The organism is Synergistaceae bacterium, assembly GCA_017444345.1.
Classification (GTDB): Bacteria; Synergistota; Synergistia; order Synergistales; family Aminobacteriaceae; genus JAFUXM01.
On the sequence record JAFSWW010000080.1, the window covers coordinates 20,702 to 37,716 of the forward strand.

The 17,015-nt window shown below is 40.2% G+C and carries 20 protein-coding genes; 11 read left to right on the forward strand and 9 right to left on the reverse strand.

Annotated features, from left to right (window positions below):
- Nucleotides 1-15: 15 nt before the first annotated feature.
- Nucleotides 16-927, forward strand: a complete 912-nt coding sequence (locus tag IJS99_05415) for a chemotaxis protein CheV (protein MBQ7561251.1) — start codon at nucleotides 16-18, stop codon at nucleotides 925-927.
- Nucleotides 928-967: 40 nt separating this feature from the next.
- Here IJS99_05415 and IJS99_05420 read toward each other — a convergent pair whose 3' ends face one another.
- The 8 genes from IJS99_05420 to rpsO all read right to left on the reverse strand — a co-directional run bounded on the left by IJS99_05420 (nucleotide 968) and on the right by rpsO (nucleotide 5,580).
- Nucleotides 968-1,252 (reverse strand): prepilin-type N-terminal cleavage/methylation domain-containing protein, encoded by a 285-nt coding sequence (locus IJS99_05420; GenBank protein ID MBQ7561252.1) that lies wholly within the window; start codon nucleotides 1,250-1,252, stop codon nucleotides 968-970.
- 6 nt (nucleotides 1,253-1,258) lie between these two features.
- On the reverse strand, nucleotides 1,259-2,080 hold the full coding sequence (gene prmC / locus IJS99_05425; protein ID MBQ7561253.1) for a peptide chain release factor N(5)-glutamine methyltransferase: 822 nt from the start codon (nucleotides 2,078-2,080) through the stop codon (nucleotides 1,259-1,261).
- Between the two features lie 4 nt (nucleotides 2,081-2,084).
- Nucleotides 2,085-3,164 carry a peptide chain release factor 1 gene (prfA, locus tag IJS99_05430; GenBank protein MBQ7561254.1) on the reverse strand — a complete coding sequence of 360 codons (1,080 nt, stop codon included), beginning with the start codon at nucleotides 3,162-3,164 and terminating at the stop codon, nucleotides 2,085-2,087.
- A 16-nt stretch (nucleotides 3,165-3,180) separates the two neighbouring features.
- Nucleotides 3,181-3,384 carry a hypothetical protein gene (locus tag IJS99_05435; GenBank protein MBQ7561255.1) on the reverse strand — a complete coding sequence of 68 codons (204 nt, stop codon included), beginning with the start codon at nucleotides 3,382-3,384 and terminating at the stop codon, nucleotides 3,181-3,183.
- Complete coding sequence (locus IJS99_05440; GenBank protein ID MBQ7561256.1) at nucleotides 3,381-4,199, reverse strand: DUF1385 domain-containing protein; 819 nt, start codon at nucleotides 4,197-4,199, stop codon at nucleotides 3,381-3,383. Before IJS99_05440 ends, IJS99_05435 begins: the two co-directional genes overlap by 4 nt.
- A gap of 103 nt (nucleotides 4,200-4,302) precedes the next feature.
- The gene (locus IJS99_05445) at nucleotides 4,303-4,992 is read right to left on the reverse strand and encodes an FAD-dependent thymidylate synthase (protein MBQ7561257.1); all 690 of its coding nucleotides are present in this window, start codon (nucleotides 4,990-4,992) and stop codon (nucleotides 4,303-4,305) included.
- Nucleotides 4,993-5,053: 61 nt separating this feature from the next.
- Nucleotides 5,054-5,281 (reverse strand): 50S ribosomal protein L31, encoded by a 228-nt coding sequence (gene rpmE, locus IJS99_05450; GenBank protein ID MBQ7561258.1) that lies wholly within the window; start codon nucleotides 5,279-5,281, stop codon nucleotides 5,054-5,056.
- Nucleotides 5,282-5,313: 32 nt separating this feature from the next.
- Complete coding sequence (rpsO, locus tag IJS99_05455) at nucleotides 5,314-5,580, reverse strand: 30S ribosomal protein S15 (protein ID MBQ7561259.1); 267 nt, start codon at nucleotides 5,578-5,580, stop codon at nucleotides 5,314-5,316.
- A gap of 401 nt (nucleotides 5,581-5,981) precedes the next feature.
- On the opposite strand from rpsO, the gene upp reads away from it, so the two are divergent.
- From upp to IJS99_05505, 10 genes are read left to right on the forward strand one after another with little or no spacing between them, the layout of a single operon-like run.
- Nucleotides 5,982-7,076, forward strand: a complete 1,095-nt coding sequence (gene upp, locus IJS99_05460; protein MBQ7561260.1) for a uracil phosphoribosyltransferase — start codon at nucleotides 5,982-5,984, stop codon at nucleotides 7,074-7,076.
- 1 nt (nucleotide 7,077) lies between these two features.
- Entirely contained in the window at nucleotides 7,078-7,968 is an 891-nt protein-coding gene (locus IJS99_05465; protein MBQ7561261.1) for an undecaprenyl/decaprenyl-phosphate alpha-N-acetylglucosaminyl 1-phosphate transferase, read from the forward strand.
- Nucleotides 7,965-9,101, forward strand: coding sequence for a UDP-N-acetylglucosamine 2-epimerase (non-hydrolyzing) (gene wecB / locus IJS99_05470; GenBank protein ID MBQ7561262.1), 1,137 nt, complete (start codon nucleotides 7,965-7,967; stop codon nucleotides 9,099-9,101). The genes IJS99_05465 and wecB overlap by 4 nt, the downstream gene beginning before the upstream one ends.
- Before the next feature lie 14 nt (nucleotides 9,102-9,115).
- Nucleotides 9,116-10,372 (forward strand): UDP-N-acetylglucosamine 1-carboxyvinyltransferase, encoded by a 1,257-nt coding sequence (murA, locus tag IJS99_05475; protein ID MBQ7561263.1) that lies wholly within the window; start codon nucleotides 9,116-9,118, stop codon nucleotides 10,370-10,372.
- 13 nt (nucleotides 10,373-10,385) lie between these two features.
- Complete coding sequence (locus tag IJS99_05480) at nucleotides 10,386-11,192, forward strand: hypothetical protein (protein ID MBQ7561264.1); 807 nt, start codon at nucleotides 10,386-10,388, stop codon at nucleotides 11,190-11,192.
- Between the two features lie 3 nt (nucleotides 11,193-11,195).
- Nucleotides 11,196-11,789 (forward strand): uracil-DNA glycosylase, encoded by a 594-nt coding sequence (locus IJS99_05485; GenBank protein MBQ7561265.1) that lies wholly within the window; start codon nucleotides 11,196-11,198, stop codon nucleotides 11,787-11,789.
- 25 nt (nucleotides 11,790-11,814) lie between these two features.
- Nucleotides 11,815-12,537: a di-trans,poly-cis-decaprenylcistransferase gene (gene uppS / locus IJS99_05490; protein MBQ7561266.1), complete on the forward strand. Its 723-nt coding sequence runs from the start codon at nucleotides 11,815-11,817 to the stop codon at nucleotides 12,535-12,537.
- Complete coding sequence (locus IJS99_05495) at nucleotides 12,518-13,348, forward strand: phosphatidate cytidylyltransferase (protein ID MBQ7561267.1); 831 nt, start codon at nucleotides 12,518-12,520, stop codon at nucleotides 13,346-13,348. The genes uppS and IJS99_05495 overlap by 20 nt, the downstream gene beginning before the upstream one ends.
- Nucleotides 13,345-14,451 (forward strand): 1-deoxy-D-xylulose-5-phosphate reductoisomerase, encoded by a 1,107-nt coding sequence (locus IJS99_05500; GenBank protein MBQ7561268.1) that lies wholly within the window; start codon nucleotides 13,345-13,347, stop codon nucleotides 14,449-14,451. Before IJS99_05495 ends, IJS99_05500 begins: the two co-directional genes overlap by 4 nt.
- A gap of 2 nt (nucleotides 14,452-14,453) precedes the next feature.
- Nucleotides 14,454-15,254 carry an MBL fold metallo-hydrolase gene (locus tag IJS99_05505; protein MBQ7561269.1) on the forward strand — a complete coding sequence of 267 codons (801 nt, stop codon included), beginning with the start codon at nucleotides 14,454-14,456 and terminating at the stop codon, nucleotides 15,252-15,254.
- 111 nt (nucleotides 15,255-15,365) lie between these two features.
- Here IJS99_05505 and IJS99_05510 read toward each other — a convergent pair whose 3' ends face one another.
- Nucleotides 15,366-17,000 carry a dicarboxylate/amino acid:cation symporter gene (locus IJS99_05510; protein ID MBQ7561270.1) on the reverse strand — a complete coding sequence of 545 codons (1,635 nt, stop codon included), beginning with the start codon at nucleotides 16,998-17,000 and terminating at the stop codon, nucleotides 15,366-15,368.
- Between the last annotated feature and the right edge of the window lie 15 nt (nucleotides 17,001-17,015).

The window sequence follows — 17,015 nt, forward strand, 5'->3', positions numbered from 1 at the left end:
AAAAATTTTTACATCATGGAAGAAAAGAAGACCGTTGCAGCTGCCAGCCGTAAATGGGAAGTAGTTGTATTTACTCTCGGAAAAGATGCATTTGCTATAAACGTGAACAAGACCCGCGAAATTTTGAGATGGACAGGGTGCCGGCCCATACCGACAAAGACTCCGGCATTCATAGGAATTACTACGATAAGAGAAGCGACTCTCCCGTTAATTGACCTGCGTATATTTCTAGGAATAGACTCGCCCGTCCCTATTGAACAAACTAAAGTAATGGTCGTTGAATTCAATGATATAAAATTAGGCTTTCTTGTTGACGGAGTAGAGAGAATTAGACAGGTGAACGCCGAAGATTTGGACTCGTCAAAGATGCGCGGAGTGTCTCTAAAATGGGTCTTGTATATAATTAAACGCGATGAGAGAAATATTTTATTGCTTGACTATGAAGCGATTATACAAGAGACTGCGCCGGCCGTTGCTGAACACATGTTCGATCAAAATAAATTAAGCGTCTACCAGAAACAAATCGGCCACGTTGAAGATTTTCACATTCTTGTTGCTGATGACTCGCCATTATTGAGGCAGCAGACGTGCGACGTGCTGAAACAATCAGGCTTTACGAGCATTTACCCAGTTAAAGACGGAGTCGAGGCTAGAAAATTATTACTTGATCAGGGCGAAAATTTTGACTTGTTAATTTCAGATATAGAGATGCCATTACTTGACGGATTGAGCTTAGTAGAGACTTTGAGGCAGGACGAGAGAGCGGCGGATTTACCGGTTATATTATTCTCGTCAATCATGGTAAAAGATTTGCTTGACAGGGCCGAGTCGCTGAAGATTATTCACGTGTTAAAGCCGGACGTGTATAAACTCGTTGAAGAAGTCATGAAAATTTATCAGGATATAAAGCGGCACAGAAATTTTTAAGGATTCCCCCTGAAATACAGGCACTCAGGGGGAGCGCGTTTTATTGCAGGTCAAAATTTATTTGGAATGTCATAGAGTTCGAGCCGTCAGAAATGATTAAATTATCGCCCTGTCTTGAAAATGTGAGAGTCCCTCGTTCTGATTGTGTTGACGTATCGCCGTTAAGATATTTTTGCGCATGAAACACGAAAAAATCCCGGTCTAGTAATCGCGCTGTGTTGCTTGTCTGATTGGCCATGAAATTAAATACTCCCAGCATTAGAATCGAAAAAATTGCCATTGCCGTAATGAATTCTACTAGAGTTTCAGCTTTTAATTTACGCAAAATAAATCACTCCCATTTATATAATATATTCTCAAATAATAAGGCTCTTGGAAATTTGCCCGAGTCAAGAAATTCACGAGTAAATTTATATTCATGACTCAAATTTTTTAACGCGTTGACTTGAGAAATATTCCCAGCTTCTAAGATTATATAACGAGGCTTTAAATTATTTGCGAAAATTCTCCGGTAAAATTTCATTCCGTCAGTACCTCCGTCAAGTGCATTCAATGGCTCATAATCTTTCACACTTGAGTCAAGTTTTGCGATTTCTTGAGATTCTATATAGGGCGGGTTGCTGATTAATAGATTTATATTTTCATTAAAGCCGTCAAGAGAATTCACAAATTTTGCGCGGTGATTCAAATTATAACGCGAGATATTTTCACGGGCATAAAATAAAGCCTTCTCGCTAATATCAATCATATAAGCAAACGAGTTAGCAAATTCAAGTAAAATAGTTAGGGCAATACACCCCGACCCGGTGCCGAAATCAAGAAATGAAAATTTTTCGTCAGGATTAAAGCAAGATTTTGCGGCATTGATTAGTGATTCAGTGTCTTGACGGGGAATTAATACGCCGGGGCCGACTTTGAAATCACGCCCGTAAAAAGTTGACTCGCCTAAAATATATTGCAACGGCTCACCGGACTCGCGTCGTGATATGAACGAGTCAATTTTTGAGAGTTCTTCACATGAAAAATTTTGACGGGTAAAAATTTGCGAATGACTCATATTAAGAGCCGCCGACATAAGCCAAATAGACTCCTGATAAAAATTTGATATGCCAGCGGACTCTAATTTTTTCGCGAAATAATTAATAACTTGCAAGATTCTAGCCTTCTAAATCCTGCAATTTCTGAGTCTGTTCAGCGAGTAACATCGCGTCAATCATCTCGTATAAATCGCCGTCAAGATATGACTCAAGTTTATAGAGAGTCAGATTTATTCTGTGATCCGTGATTCTATTTTGCGGAAAATTATAAGTCCTGACTCTTTCGCTCCTGTCGCCTGATCCTATCATTCCGCGGCGTTCTGAGGCCATTTCTGAATTCTGTTTCTGCTGCTCCAAATCGTATAATTTAGTTTTCAAATATGACATTGCCCGTGCTCTGTTCTTAATTTGCGAGCGTTCATCCTGACAAGTTACGACAATACCCGTCGGAAGGTGCGTAATTCTCACTGCTGAGTCAGTCATATTAACATGCTGGCCGCCTGCACCGCTGGATCTGTACGTGTCAATTTTCAAATCTTCCGGCCTGATTTCGACTTCTACGTCATCAGCTTCAGGCATAACAGCAACAGTTGCCGCGCTCGTGTGAATTCGTCCGCTTGCTTCAGTAACGGGGACTCGCTGGACTCTATGAACACCGGACTCGTATTTCATTTTGCTGTATGCGCCCTTGCTGTCGATTCTGAATATAATTTCTTTATAGCCGCCGATTCCTGCTGTATTAGTCGAGCTGTCAATAATTTCAATTTTCCAGTGCTGACGTTCGCAAAATCTCACGTACATTCTGAATAAATCCGCAGCAAATAAAGTAGCTTCATCGCCGCCCGTTCCTGCTCTGATTTCGACAACTACGCTTTTTTCGTCATTAGGATCTTGAGGCAGTAATAACAGAGTTAAATCTCGCGTAAAATTTTCGATTTTAGGTTCAAGATTTGCGAGTTCTTCACGCGCTAGAGTCTCAAGTTCTGAATCACCTGATTTGATTAACTCTTTTGCTTCAGATATGGACTTCAAAGCGTCCTGATATTCACGATATTTATTTACAACCGGTTCGAGCTGGGCGCGTTTCTTGCCGAGTGTCTGCAATTCTTTCGGGTTAGCTGCTATAGCCGGATCTGATAATTTATTGCCGACTTCTATATATTCCTGCTCGATAGCTTGTAATTTTGGCTCGATATTCATTTATTACACCACTTTTCTATTTATAGATTATAGATTTATTATATTTGCAAAAATTTTTTAATGCGTGAAATCCCTGACACGTTATTATCCGGCCAAGTGCAAAAATTTTCATGATAACGGCTTTAATAACGTTCGCAAATTTCAGGGCTATATTTATTAAATATCTGCAAAAAGTTTTTACTGTGTGAAATCCCCCGCATGTAAATATTATTAACTTCATGACAACAGCCCCCCGTCAAGTGCAGTATCAAGTGAAATTAACGCGACTTCAGCTTGATTTATATTAGGCTCTCTTGTCGTCAAAAATTGCAGAGTCAAAAACGGTGCTATAATGCATAATCCAAGTTTGCCCGAATTTGCCGCGAGTCTTATAATCTCGTATGAAATCCCTATTACAACAGGAATTAATATAATACGCGCTAGAACTTGCAAAATAAAACTTTCTCCGGCTATAAAAGTTTTTACAGGCGAGAAAACTATAATGCTTACTATCACGGCAATCAATAAAAACGAAGTCCCGCACCTCGGGTGAATTCGTGAACACTTCATAATATTTTCCGGAGTCATTTCTTGGCCGCTCTCGAATGCGTTAATAGTCTTATGTTCTGCACCGTGATATTTAAAGACTTCCCGAATATCTGACCAGAGTCCTATAATCGCTACATATGCAATAAATATTACTGCTCGCAAAACGCCTTCTATTATGTTCACGTAAAGGGGAGTACTCGCAAGATAACCGGCCAGCCATAAAGGAAGCGCAATAAACAGCCCTCCGACTGCGAAAACAGCAAGCGCAATCGACAATAAAATATCTTTGAAAGTCAATTTTTCCTGAGTCTCTTCAAGTGCAACTTCTGCCGAACGTGATAGAGCCTTAAATCCTGTCGCTAACATTTCGCACATTGTAACGACTCCGCGAATTAACGGCAATTTATACGGGTATCTTTGAGTGCGTGAACTATGCGGCCAATTTTCTTTGAATATATCGCCGCCCGGCTTTCTTACTGCGAGTCCCCATAAATTTTGCCCCTTCATTAAGACTCCTTCAATAACTGCCTGACCTCCGACGGGGATTTTCTTAATATTTGACTCGGCCTCTAAAATAAATAAATTAATCGCTATAACAAATAATAAATTGCTAAACAAGTAATAAATCCTCCATATTTTTATAGGGCTGATTGCATGAGCGTGTCTCTTCACATTTACCGAATATACACGAGGGGCCGGCCTTCTCAAATAAAACCGGTGCTTTCTCTCTCACAAGTATTAACATTTTCCGTGCGAGTTCGTGAATCTCCCATTGTGCGCGTCTGCAAAGTCTCAAGCTGAAAAAATGATGTAATTCGCGCGCGTTCATAGTCATTACTAGTCTCGTAGAATGTCCATGAGGCAAAATAAATCTTGCGTCTTCCTTTGAGATTCCCATTTCCGTCAAAATTTGATAAGTTTTCTGCGCTGACTCGGCCTGTTCCATGAAAATTTTTAATGCTTCCGGGTTCTCTTGAATTGAAGGCGGAATAATTATAGAGTCCTGTGATAAATTCATTTTTACGTAGCGTTGACTTTGCTGGCTGAAACTTGCGACTCTGTGTCTCACTAACTGATGAGAAGCGACTCGGCTTAATCCGTCGATTCCAAACGTAAAATTAACGTGCTCAAATGTCGATAAATGCCCGCTCTTGAATAAATCAGCAATTAATTTGCGTGATAAATTTTCTTCCTGAGCCTGCAATAAATTACTTGCTGTTGTGTCGCTATAACAAATCTTAGCGGCTGCTGCAACAATTTGATCGGGTTCGGGAGTATGAGCTAATAGAATTACATTCATGATTTATTAATCAAGATAATAAAAAAAGGGGCTTGAATTTTGCCCCTGGAACGACAAAATATTATACGTCTGTTTTCTGGCCGTAATTGATTCCCTGATATTTTTTCTGGAATTTCTCAAGGCGGCCTGCTTCAGTCAAAACTCTGCCCTTCTTGCCTGAATAAAACGGGTGGCAAGCTGAACATACGCCGACTCTAATTTCCTTCATTGTTGAACGAGTCATGAAAGTATTTCCGCACGCACATGTAACTTTGCATTCCTGATAGTCAGGATGTATTTTTTCCTTCATAGTAAATAATTCCTCCGGGTAAAGATAAAATATTAATGTCTGAGTCCAAGACGCTCAATTAACGAACGGTAGCGGTTAAAATCTTTATTCATGAGATAACGTAATAATCTCCTGCGGCTGCCGACCATCTTTAAGAGTCCCCGTCTTGAGTGAAAATCTTTCTTGTGAATCTTCAAATGCTCGGTGAGTTCGCGGATTCGTTCTGTCAAAATAGCGACCTGAACTTCGGGAGATCCCGTGTCTTTCTCGTGAGTCTTGTACTCTTCAATTACTGACTGTTTCTTTTCCTTCTGGATCATGAAAATTTTTCCTCCTGATTTAATCTTCAAAGCTGGGAATAAAGCTCAATCCAGTAAGCAATATTCTAAGCAGTGAGTATAAGCAGAAAATATATTAACACTCTGATAAAAATTTTGCACCTGTTATGACAGCGAATTATAAAATTTTTCTTGATTTAGCAGCTTATAGAATCACTCACAATCTATGTATTATAATTTCTCGTAACTTGCAAATATATTAACTATGACAGCGAATTATAAAATTTTTCTCGTTTGCTATTGTATAGAAATCCACCGCGCAAAGTGAATAAAGCTCATGAAAATTTTTTCTCACACAAAATAAATAAAATCTGGCAGATTAATATAAAAGTGTTGCTATAATATAGAAAATTTCTCAACTTACAAAAAAGGAGTTAAACAACATGAAAATTGCACTCGGTTGCGATCACGCAGGATATGTCTTAAAAGATGCAGTTGTGAAATTCTTAGAGTCCCATAATCTTGAATTTCTTGACATGGGAGCTTATGAATACAATAAAGATGACGACTACGCAGACCCGGCTTTTAAAGTTGCCGGCACAATTTTAGACGAGGAAGCTGACGAGGGGATTTTAATGTGCGGAACAGGTTTCGGAATCTCAATCGCAGCAAATAAAGTTCCCGGAATTCGTGCCGTTGCCTGTCATACTGTGAACGACGCAAGAATGGCCAAAGCTCATAATAATATAAATATTATCGCACTGGGCGGAAGTGTCATAAAGCCTGAAGATGTCGACCCGATTCTGCAAATGTGGCTTGATACTCAATTCGAGGGCGGGCGGCATATACGCAGGATTAATAAAATCGCTAAGGCTGAGAAGGCGACTTTAACAATGATGCATCAGGGCGGCGGGAAAGTCGTTATATTCAATCACCCGTTAGTACAGCATAAAGTCGGAATAATCAGGGACGTTAATACGAGCGTCAAGCAATTTAGAGAATTACTCAACGAAATAACCGGCTTGATGGTCTATGAAATCACACGAAATTTGCCGCTGACTGATAAAGAAGTTACTACACCTATAGCAAAAACTACAGTTCAGACTCTTGAAGGGAAAAAACTCGCGATTGTCCCAGTTTTGAGAGCAGGACTCGGAATGGTCGACGGAGTTTTACAGCTCGTGCCAAATGCTAAAGTCGGTCATATAGGATTATATAGAGATCCTCAAACACTTGAGCCTGTAGAATATTACTGCAAACTGCCATTTGACATTGAAGAACGAGAAATATTTGTACTTGATCCCATGCTTGCAACTGGCGGGAGTTCAAGCGCGGCTATCTCGTTAATCAAGAAAAGGGGAGGCCGTAAAATTTCGCTCGTCTGCTTAATCGGTGCGCCTGAAGGAATTGACAGAATCAATAAAGATCATCCGGACGTGTCAATTTTTATTGCTGCATTAGATACAAATTTGAACGATCACGGCTACATAGTGCCCGGACTCGGGGATGCCGGCGATAGATTATTCGGGACAAAATAAATTGCCAGATATAGACGTTGAAGCATTAATTTTCCTGATAATCGGCTTTTTCTGGGGGGGCTTTACTGCTCCTATTTCGATAAAGCTGGCAGGAATCTTCGGAATTATTGACATTCCGGACGCTCGAAAGATTCATAAAGGCAAAATGCCTCGCGGTGCAGGTCTTGGCCTATGGGTCGGGTATTTGCTCATGTCAGTTATTATGTCTGAGTCAATGCCCGAATTAAGATTTATTGCGACCGGAGCGACTATTATATTTTTCTGCGGTTATCTTGATGATATGTGTTCGCTAAGTCCATTTTTGAGACTCGGCCTGCATTTCATAGCTGCTTCAATTGTAGTTTTTCCGCTGGGACTGCCTATAACTCACACGATAATAGCTCTAATTTGGCTCGCTGGAGTAACAAGCGCATATAATTTAATTGACGGTATGAACGGATTATGTATCTCAATGTTTATAGCGTCTTCAGGAGCTTTATATATTCTCGGCAAATCTTACGCGGGAATTTGTATGGGAGCTATGGCACTGGGAGTCTTATGCTGGAACTTCCCTGCGGCACAAACTTTTTTAGGCGATGGAGGCAGCACCCTTTTAGGATATTTATTTGCGTCTCATTTCCTGAAAAACGCGATGCCGAATTTAACTAATGCGAGATGCCTAGATATATTATTATTATTAATTTTATTCGGAGGGATTCCAGTAATTGACACGGTTATAGCATTCTCGCGGCGTATTCTTTCGGGCAAGTCGCCATTTTACCCGGACAAGAAACATTTACATCACATTTTGATTTCGCTGACAGGTTCAAATGTCGTTACAGTCAGTATATTATTAATTCTTCAAGTTCTGACTTTGGCGGCGGGACTAAGCGTTTATTTTAGGCTGCTATGATGATAAAGAAAATTATTTGCGTAATAGGCACAAGACCAGAGGCTATAAAAATGGCTCCCGTTATTCAGGAATTGAAGGCGGATAAAAATTTTTGCGTGAAGACTCTTGCGACTGGTCAGCATACTGACATGTTAAGGCAGGCACTTGACGATTTTGATATTAAGTCAGACTACGATTTAAACATTATGAAGGCTCGTCAATCACTTGATTATATTACTTCGAGCGTATTAACAGGTGTCGGCGAAATTCTTGACTCTGACTCTCAAGATATGATTTTAGTACACGGCGATACTTCAACAACTTTTGCGGCGGCTTTGGCTGGCTTTAATCGTCATATATCAGTCGGACATGTTGAGGCGGGACTCAGAAGCCATGATTTAAATCTGCCATTTCCTGAAGAAGCAAACAGGGTATTAACTGACAGAATAGCGAGTTTATTTTTTGCACCTACACAGGGCGATTATGATAATTTAATAAATGAAGGAATCTCACGCGATAAAATTTTTATAACCGGCAATACTGTAATTGACGCGCTTTATAAGATTCTAGCAAAACAAGTGAATCAGCCTTCATACTTGCAAAATATAAATAATCGTCCGTTAATCCTAATGACAGCACACAGGCGCGAATCATGGGGGGAGACTCTCAAGGGCATTTGCGCGGGAGTAATTGATATTATTCTTGCAAGACCTGATGTAATTTTCTTGATTCCCTTGCATAAAAATCCGGTTGTGCGTGAAGTTATTAGAGATTGCTTGAAAGATTACCAGCAAAATATAATATTTACTGAGCCGCTAAATTATCCCGAATTCGTTAATGCAATGAATAAAAGCACGTTCATTTTATCAGACAGCGGAGGAGTCCAAGAAGAAGCAAGCGCAATTAATAAACCTGTCTTAATAATGCGTACTTTGTCAGAACGTCCGGAGGCAGTGAATCACGGAACTTGTATATTAGTCGGCACAAAAAGGGACTCTATACGCGATGAGTCATTAAAATTATTGAATGATTCGGAGTATATGCGGCAAATTCTAGCAAAAAATATAATGCCGTTCGGAAATGGTACAGCCTCGCAAAAGATTCACGGGGCAATTAATAAATATTTTGCTATGAAGGAGGCTGATTTGACATAGAAAATTTAAATGTTATGAAGATTACGGGGGGAATTCCTCTCAAAGGCACAATTAAGACTCAAGGCGCGAAAAATGCTGCTTTGCCCGTTATGGCTGTTGCTTTGTTATTGAGGGGTGAGACTCTGACGCTTGATAATGTCCCGGATTTGTATGATATTCACTCAATGATGGAAATTTTGAGGACTCTGGGCGTTAATGTCGAATATAAACACGACGGCAGGAATTCACAGGCGATTTTCAGAGTCCCCGACGAACTAAAATGGGAAGTCCCTGAGTCTCTCGCTCGTAAAATGCGCGCTTCTTCTCTCATGTTAGGGCCGTTGCTTGCAAATTGCGGGCGGGTTTCTCTGCCATTGCCGGGGGGCTGTTCTATAGGAGCTAGACCCATAGATTTGCACTTGAAAGGTTTAAAGCAAATGGGCGCGGAAATCGACATTAAAGACGGAGTCGTTCATGCACGAGTAAAAGGCAGATTGCGGGGCCGGAGAATTTATCTTGACTTCCCATCAGTCGGAGCTACTGAAAATTTAATGATGGCTGCTTCTCTCGCGTCAGGTGAGACAATCATAGAAAATATTGCGCGTGAACCTGAAATTGATAATCTAGCTGAAACTCTTAGATGTATAGGCGTAACTGTTGAGCTTGAAGGAGTCGGCGGTGTCAGAATCAAGGGGATCGAGAAAGCTCATTCGGGCCGTGATAAAGTCATTCCCGACAGAATAGAGGCGTGTACTTATATTCTTGCAGGAGTAATGACTAACGGGCATATTAAAGTCGAAGATGTTATACCGTCTCACATTGATGCAATTCTCGCAAAAATGGAAGAGGCCCGCGCAAAATTTACAGTCAAGAAAAATGTCGTTGAAGTCTTCCCCGCTAAACGTCTTCACCCTGTTACTATTAAGACAATGCCATATCCCGGATTCCCGACTGATTCACAGCCTCAAATGGCCGCAGCTCTTTCACTGGCCGCAGGAGTCAGCACTATTGAAGAAAGCGTATTTCAAGCAAGATTTCTTTATGCTCAGGAATTAAATCGAATGGGCGCAAATATTCAGATTTCGAGGGATGTTGCTATAATTCGCGGAGTCGAAAATTTACACGGTGCGGCAGTAAAAGCTACTGACTTGAGGGCCGGGGCTGCTTTGATAATTGCGGGACTGGCTGCGAAAGGCGAGACTCGAGTCGAAGATATGATACACGTTTGGCGCGGTTATGAGGCCATTGACAAGAAATTAACGGACTTAGGAGCAAAAGTTGAACTCATGTGACTCGCTTAAAAATATAGAAATCTTTGCATTTGTCGGACCTGCAGGAACAGGCAAGAGTCATCGTGCGACTCATGTTGCCAAACAAAACGGGATTGATATTATAATCGATGACGGTTTATTAATTTCACGAGGGCGAATTTTAGCAGGACGCAGCGCAAAATCAGAAATTAACAGACTCCGGGCAATTAGGCGCGCAATTTTTGAATATCAGGATCACCGCGATGAAGTTGTCAAGTATCTCACAAAGAATCCCCCTAAAAGATTAATGATTCTTGCTACTTCTGATGATATGATCGTGAAAATTATTTCAAGGCTGGGGCTTAATTATCCGGAAAAATTTATATATATTTCTGATATTTCTACACCTGAAGAGATTAACGCGGCTTTACGTGAGAGACGGGAGAAAAAACAGCATGTTGTCCCGGTAGCTAAGGCACAAATACAGCAGAATTTTGCGGGCAAACTCGTGAGTCAAATTCGGGGATTCTTCAGAGGGCGCGACAAAGAAGAAAGCAGCAATACTATAGTGAAGCCTTTATTTAGCTTTAACGGCCGAGTCAGTATCGAGTCAAATGCTATTATCGAAATGTGCAGAAAACTTTTAGAATTCCGCGGGCATGTCAAGAAAATACGTGATATTGATCTTGATATTTATGACGACAAAATAGAAATCACTATAGAGCTTGATTTAATTCTTGCTAACATGAACGCTTTATCGATCGCGAAAACTCTTCAGCGCAGACTCCGGTCAAGTATAAGCTATTTCACCGGCATGGACGTTAGACGCGTAAATATTCGAGTGAACGAAATTTTTTTATGAATCATGGCTGATATAAATATTAATTCAATCTGGGAAGATTTAAGCAATCAAATTAAAAATTGCAATAAGTGCGTTTTATGCAAGACCCGCAAAAATGTCGTAGTCGGTGAAGGCAGGCGCGAAAATTGCAAGCTCGTAATAGTCGGAGAAGGCCCCGGCGAAACTGAAGACGAACAAGGCCGCCCATTTGTAGGGAATGCAGGCATTTTATTGACTCGTTTTCTCAATGACGCAAAAATAGACCGCGCCTCAATTTACATAACAAATATAGTGAAATGCAGACCGCCGGGCAATAGAGACCCGTCAAAAAATGAGTCTTTCTTATGCAGCGAATTTCTCGAGTCTCAATTATTATTATTGCACCCTTCACTTGTCGTAACACTAGGCAAGCCCGCAACACAAAGCCTGCTAAATACAAGTAAGGGCATAACTCAACTGCGGGGGAACTGGGTAGACTGGCGGGGGATTCAATTAATGCCGACATTTCACCCAAGTTATTTATTACGGCAGCACGCAAGAGAAGACTACGACAAATTAGTAAGTGTAGTGCGTAAAGATTTCGCCTCAGTTAGAATGAAACTCGACGCGCTGAAATAATTTATAAATAAGGAGCTGAAATATTTTGACAGAAATAATCACAAATAATGATAACTCAATAAGAAAGCCTAAGCACCTCGCAATAATTCTTGACGGCAACGGACGCTGGGCAAAGAAACGGGGACTCCCTCGATTAATGGGACATAGAGCAGGCCTGCGAAAACTTGAAAATATGGTCAGACTCGTTAAACGTGAAGGAATCAGATATTTTTCTGTATATGCATTCTCGACTGAAAACTGGAATCGCCCAGTAATGGAAGTTACCGGCCTTATGAGCCTATTTCGTTATTATATCCGCCGAAAAGTTGACGAGATTAAATCAGAAGGCGCGAGAATAAGATTTTGCGGACGTAAAGACAGACTCCCTGAAGATTTATTAACTCAAATGAAATGGGCTGAAGACTACACGGCCGATCAGAAAATTTTAGATTTTATTCTGTGCATTAACTACGGCGGGCGGGCTGAAATTCTTGACGCTGTGAACTCTCTTATAAATTCAGGTCATACCGGCCAAGTTACAGAAGGGGATTTGCGAAAACATTTTTATTTGCCCGATGTTCCTGACCCTGATTTAATAATTAGAACGAGCGGCGAGTTAAGACTAAGCAATTTCTGGCTATGGGAATCAGCATACAGCGAATATTATTTTACGGATATACACTGGCCTGATTTTGACGAGGCAGAATTAAAGAAGGCACTTGACGATTACGCAGGGAGGGAGCGTCGTTATGGCGGGCTTAAAAGTTGATCGCGAGCTGCGTTTGAGGACTCTTAGCAGTATAGTTATAGCCGGAGTCATTATATTTGCGATTTACACGGGCGGATTATTCTGGAAAATTTTAGCGGGATTAATAGCTATTATTTCACTCAGTGAATACTATAAACTTTTAGGAAGGCTTGAGGGCGTGAGACTTTCACCGGGAATCGGCTATATTTTCTCGTTGATATTCTTAATTGCGGCAATGAGAGAGAATCCGCAGCCCATAGTATTAGCTATGATTCTTTCTTTGTGTGTGTTTGCTGTATTCATGCTTGAAGTTTTCAGGCGGCAGACGACAAAGGGCACGAGTTACGCAATTTCTAATTCAGGCGGAATTATTTCCGGAGTGATTTATATTTCGATTCCTTGGACTTGTATGATAATGCTGCGTGAATATGCTTTCGGGCGCGAGATGTTAATAACTTTATTTGTTTGCACTTGGGCTTGTGATGTAGGAGCTTATATCGGGGGCAAATCTTTCGGGACTATAAAATTATGTCCGTATGTGAGTCAGGGTAAGACGATTCAGGGATTTGTCGCCGGCATAATCGGGAGTCTTCTTGCAAATGCCGTATTAATTTATTCATATAGTCTGCCTACTTATCCGACTATATTAATCGGGTTTATATGCGGTATTGCCGGACAATTCGGGGACTTGGCCGAGTCATTAATAAAGCGTGAGGCCGGGCAGAAAGATTCAGGAAATATTATCCCCGGACATGGCGGAATGCTTGACAGATTCGACAGTATTTTATTTAACGGGCTGTTAACTTACTTAGCACTGAGGGTGATACTATGATAAATCTTGCAGTAATAGGAGCGACGGGCAGTGTCGGGAGTTCTGTAATGTCAGTGTGTGAGGCTTGGCCCGATAAAATCTGCGTGAAGGCAATCGCGGCTAATTCAAGATCAGAGAAATTATTAAATCTCGCTGGAAAATTTAATGTAAAAAAAGTATATATCTATCAGGAATCCGGCGAGTCAGGGCTTGAAGAGATAGCTAATGATCCTGAAATAAATCATATAGTTTTCTCGTCTTCAGGAACTGACGCAATAAAAGCACTATGCACCGCGCTAAAATCAGGTAAAAATATTTCACTCGCAAATAAAGAAAGTATCGTAGTAGCCGGTAAATGGGTAATGCCCCTAATAAATCATCCTGAACAACTGCGCCCAGTTGACAGCGAACATAATGCGATTTGGCAATGTTTACACGGTGAAAATAAAAAATTTATCCGCAAAATTTTCTTAACAGCATCGGGAGGGCCGTTCAGAAATTATAATCATGAGCAGCTAAAAAATGTAACTCCGGAAATGGCCTTAAATCATCCGGTTTGGAACATGGGCGCAAAAATTACGATTGACAGTGCTACACTCATGAATAAGGGCATAGAATTAATAGAAGCAATGTTCTTATTTGGACTCGAGTCTTCACAAGTCGACGCGTTTATTTCGCCGGGGTCATTCGTTCATGGCTTGATAGAATTTGAAGACGGGAGCGTGAAATTATTAGCTGCTGAACCTGATATGAAATTGCCGGCTGCCTCTGCTATTTTCTGGCCTGAAAGATTCTTCCCGTGTGAAAGTTTCAAGCGGCCCGATTTTCTCTCACATGAGATAAAATTTTTTGATATTGATATTACGAGATTCCCCGCAATGAGAATCGCCCGTGAAGTCATGCGCATAAAGGGAGCTGCTCCGGCTGTAATGGTAGGTGCTGACGAGATAGCGGTAAATTTATTTTTATCGGGACAAATAGGATTTAATGATATTGCGGCACTCGTTGAAGAGACTTTAAATAATTGCAGCTTGAGCGAGCCGGGTAGTCTTGATGACGCTATAGAATGTCTTAATAATGCGAGAATAAAAGCTCGTGAACTCTCTAAAAAATTTGCGGTGTAATTATGCGCTTAACTATGTTAGGAACAGGAAACGCCCTCGTTACTGAATGTTATAATACCTGCTTTGTTATGAGATCTGACTCCGGCAATGTTTTAATTGACACAGGCGGCGGAAATTATATTTTGCATCAGTTAAAGCGCGCTAATCTTGATTTACAGGATATTCACGACATTTTTATAACTCATTCGCATATAGATCACTTGTTAGGCCTAATTTGGATAATAAGAATCTCAGCCCAGCGCATGAATAAGAATAAATTTGACGGGAATATAAATATTTACTCTCATGATAAAGTGTTAAATCTTATAATTGAACTCGCTGATAAATTATTATTGCCGTATCAGGCCGGTTTTATCGGGAAGCGGATTCATTTAATAAATATCGACAATCACGAGTCAAGAAAGATAGCGGGGCTTGACTTCACATTTTTTGATATAGGCTCAAATCGCACTAAACAATTCGGGTTCAGCGTGAAATATGACGGCTCGAAAAAATTAACCTGCTGCGGTGATGAGCCATGCAAGAAAGAAAGCGAGATTTACGTAAATAATTCTGACTGGCTTTTACATGAGGCGTTTTGCTTATATTCTCAAGCTGATAGATTCAAGCCCTATGAAAAAAATCACTCGACAGTGAAGGACGCAAGCGAGCTAGCACAAAGATTACACGTTAAAAATTTGCTGTTATATCACACTGAAGACGAGAATTTATTAAACCGGCGCGAATTATACACTCAAGAAGCAAAAAATTATTTCACCGGCAATATTTTTATACCCGATGATTTAGAGACTCTTACGCTGTAAAAATTTATATTTGTGTGAGGAATAAATTATTAAGCCCTGACTCCTCACACATTAAGACTCACGAGTTCTTAAGCAGCTGGCATTATTTATTATGAGCCGACTCCCGTTAAATCACGAGTTAAAAATTTGTCTATCTATCATATTTTCATGAGAGGCCGCTATAAGTGTAGCCATTGTAGACCCGTAAGCATTTACTATCGAGCTTACCATATCGATTCCCGGGGCAATTGACATTAAAAGCGCGATTGCTTCAATAGGGCAGCCTATCATTACTAGAATCGCAGAAATTGATATAAACGTCCCCCCCGGTATAACTGGAGCAGCAAGACCGAGCATTAAAAACGTGAAAATCATTGACAGCGCTGTTAAAGGCTCTATATTTATCCCGTATATATAAGCAAGTGTCAGAGTTCCCAGTGATAATTGTATACAGCTTCCGAGCTTATTTATTGCAGTTCCCAGTGATATAGAAATCGTGTAGAGTTTAGGACTGACTCCCATTTTTTCGCAGGATTTAAGATTTTCGGGAATTGCGGCACTGCTCGAACATGATACAAAAGATGTAACGATAACCGGCATTGTTTTAAGCAAAATTTTTACAGGGCTTAATCTTCCTATGAAGGCAGCCAGCAGAATAGTTATTATAATTACCGCAATAAAAGCTGTCTCGAACGCTATTAATATCCCGATTAGTGATGTCATAGTTTTGCCGCCTATTGTAATAATCAGCGACGTTACAGAACAGAATACTACAAAGGGAATAAATTTCATTATTAAAGTAGTAATCTGCATAAAAATTGTATTGCACTCGTCGAGAAATTTTTTAAATGTGCTAGTTCCTGTTTTAATCACAGCCCAGCCCAAGAAAACAGCAAGGACTATTAATTGCAGCATATCACCGTTCAAGAAAGGTTTAACAAGATTGTCAGGGAATATATTTATAATTGTGTCGCGGACTGAGACCGAGCCGGAAATAATATTACTTGTATTTATTGAATTTGTTACTATATTTGCGCCCGGCTTTAAAGTGTAAAATGTTATCATGCCTGTAATAAGCGCGAGAATTTGCAGCAAAATAAAACATATTGACAGAGTCCAGCCGATTTTCTTCAAGTCTGAAAGATTCCCGATATTGGCAATACATGACGCGACGGAGAAAAATACAAGTGCTACAGCGCATAATTTAAGGCAATTCATAAAAATTTTATTCACGCTCGATAAAAACATGTCATTAAAATAAACGCAGGCAGCCTCAGACGCAAAATTTTTCATGAGAAAGCCGGTTATTAACGCAAGAATTAAAGCCGCTCCGGTATAATAAAGTGAAGTATAGGGGGATTTTGACGCGGTTATAATTATAGAGTTCGTGCCCCTGTGATGTTTATAATGCAATTTTCCGGCAAATGATTTAATAAGTAAATTCGAGATTGCGTCGGCCGTTTCGTCTGAAATATTCTCTTGATTGAAGTCTATACCAAGATTTAGGCTGTCTTCAAAGTCAAATTTTTGTCCCTTAACTGATATATTTATTTTGACGCTGCCAAAAAATTTTTTGATATTTATGAGAATCTTATTATTTGCTGTATTATCCGAGTGTTCAAGCAATTTATTAATACACTCTTCAGACATTAATTGAGCGCGGGTTAATTCTCTGTTATTCGTGATATATTTTCCTGTCTCGTTATAAATAAATTCCATAGCTCCCGACAAATTTTTAGAGTCCGCATTAAATTCTTGATATGACAAAATTCTCCGCCCCCT

Excerpts from the sequence above, each read along its gene's own strand:
- rpmE (MBQ7561258.1), bottom strand. The coding sequence starts at position 5,281 with ATGAAGGAAAAAATACATCCTGACTATCAGGAATGCAAAGTTACATGT.
- rpsO (MBQ7561259.1), bottom strand. The coding sequence starts at position 5,580 with ATGATCCAGAAGGAAAAGAAACAGTCAGTAATTGAAGAGTACAAGACT.
- IJS99_05505 (MBQ7561269.1), top strand. The coding sequence starts at position 14,454 with ATGCGCTTAACTATGTTAGGAACAGGAAACGCCCTCGTTACTGAATGT.
- IJS99_05445 (MBQ7561257.1), bottom strand. The coding sequence starts at position 4,992 with ATGAATGTAATTCTATTAGCTCATACTCCCGAACCCGATCAAATTGTT.
- IJS99_05485 (MBQ7561265.1), top strand. The coding sequence starts at position 11,196 with ATGGCTGATATAAATATTAATTCAATCTGGGAAGATTTAAGCAATCAA.
- IJS99_05500 (MBQ7561268.1), top strand. The coding sequence starts at position 13,345 with ATGATAAATCTTGCAGTAATAGGAGCGACGGGCAGTGTCGGGAGTTCT.
- IJS99_05435 (MBQ7561255.1), bottom strand. The coding sequence starts at position 3,384 with ATGAAGTTAATAATATTTACATGCGGGGGATTTCACACAGTAAAAACT.
- murA (MBQ7561263.1), top strand. The coding sequence starts at position 9,116 with ATGAAGATTACGGGGGGAATTCCTCTCAAAGGCACAATTAAGACTCAA.
- prfA (MBQ7561254.1), bottom strand. The coding sequence starts at position 3,164 with ATGAATATCGAGCCAAAATTACAAGCTATCGAGCAGGAATATATAGAA.
- IJS99_05495 (MBQ7561267.1), top strand. The coding sequence starts at position 12,518 with ATGGCGGGCTTAAAAGTTGATCGCGAGCTGCGTTTGAGGACTCTTAGC.
- upp (MBQ7561260.1), top strand. The coding sequence starts at position 5,982 with ATGAAAATTGCACTCGGTTGCGATCACGCAGGATATGTCTTAAAAGAT.
- IJS99_05440 (MBQ7561256.1), bottom strand. The coding sequence starts at position 4,199 with ATGAAGGGGCAAAATTTATGGGGACTCGCAGTAAGAAAGCCGGGCGGC.
- IJS99_05415 (MBQ7561251.1), top strand. The coding sequence starts at position 16 with ATGGAAGAAAAGAAGACCGTTGCAGCTGCCAGCCGTAAATGGGAAGTA.
- wecB (MBQ7561262.1), top strand. The coding sequence starts at position 7,965 with ATGATGATAAAGAAAATTATTTGCGTAATAGGCACAAGACCAGAGGCT.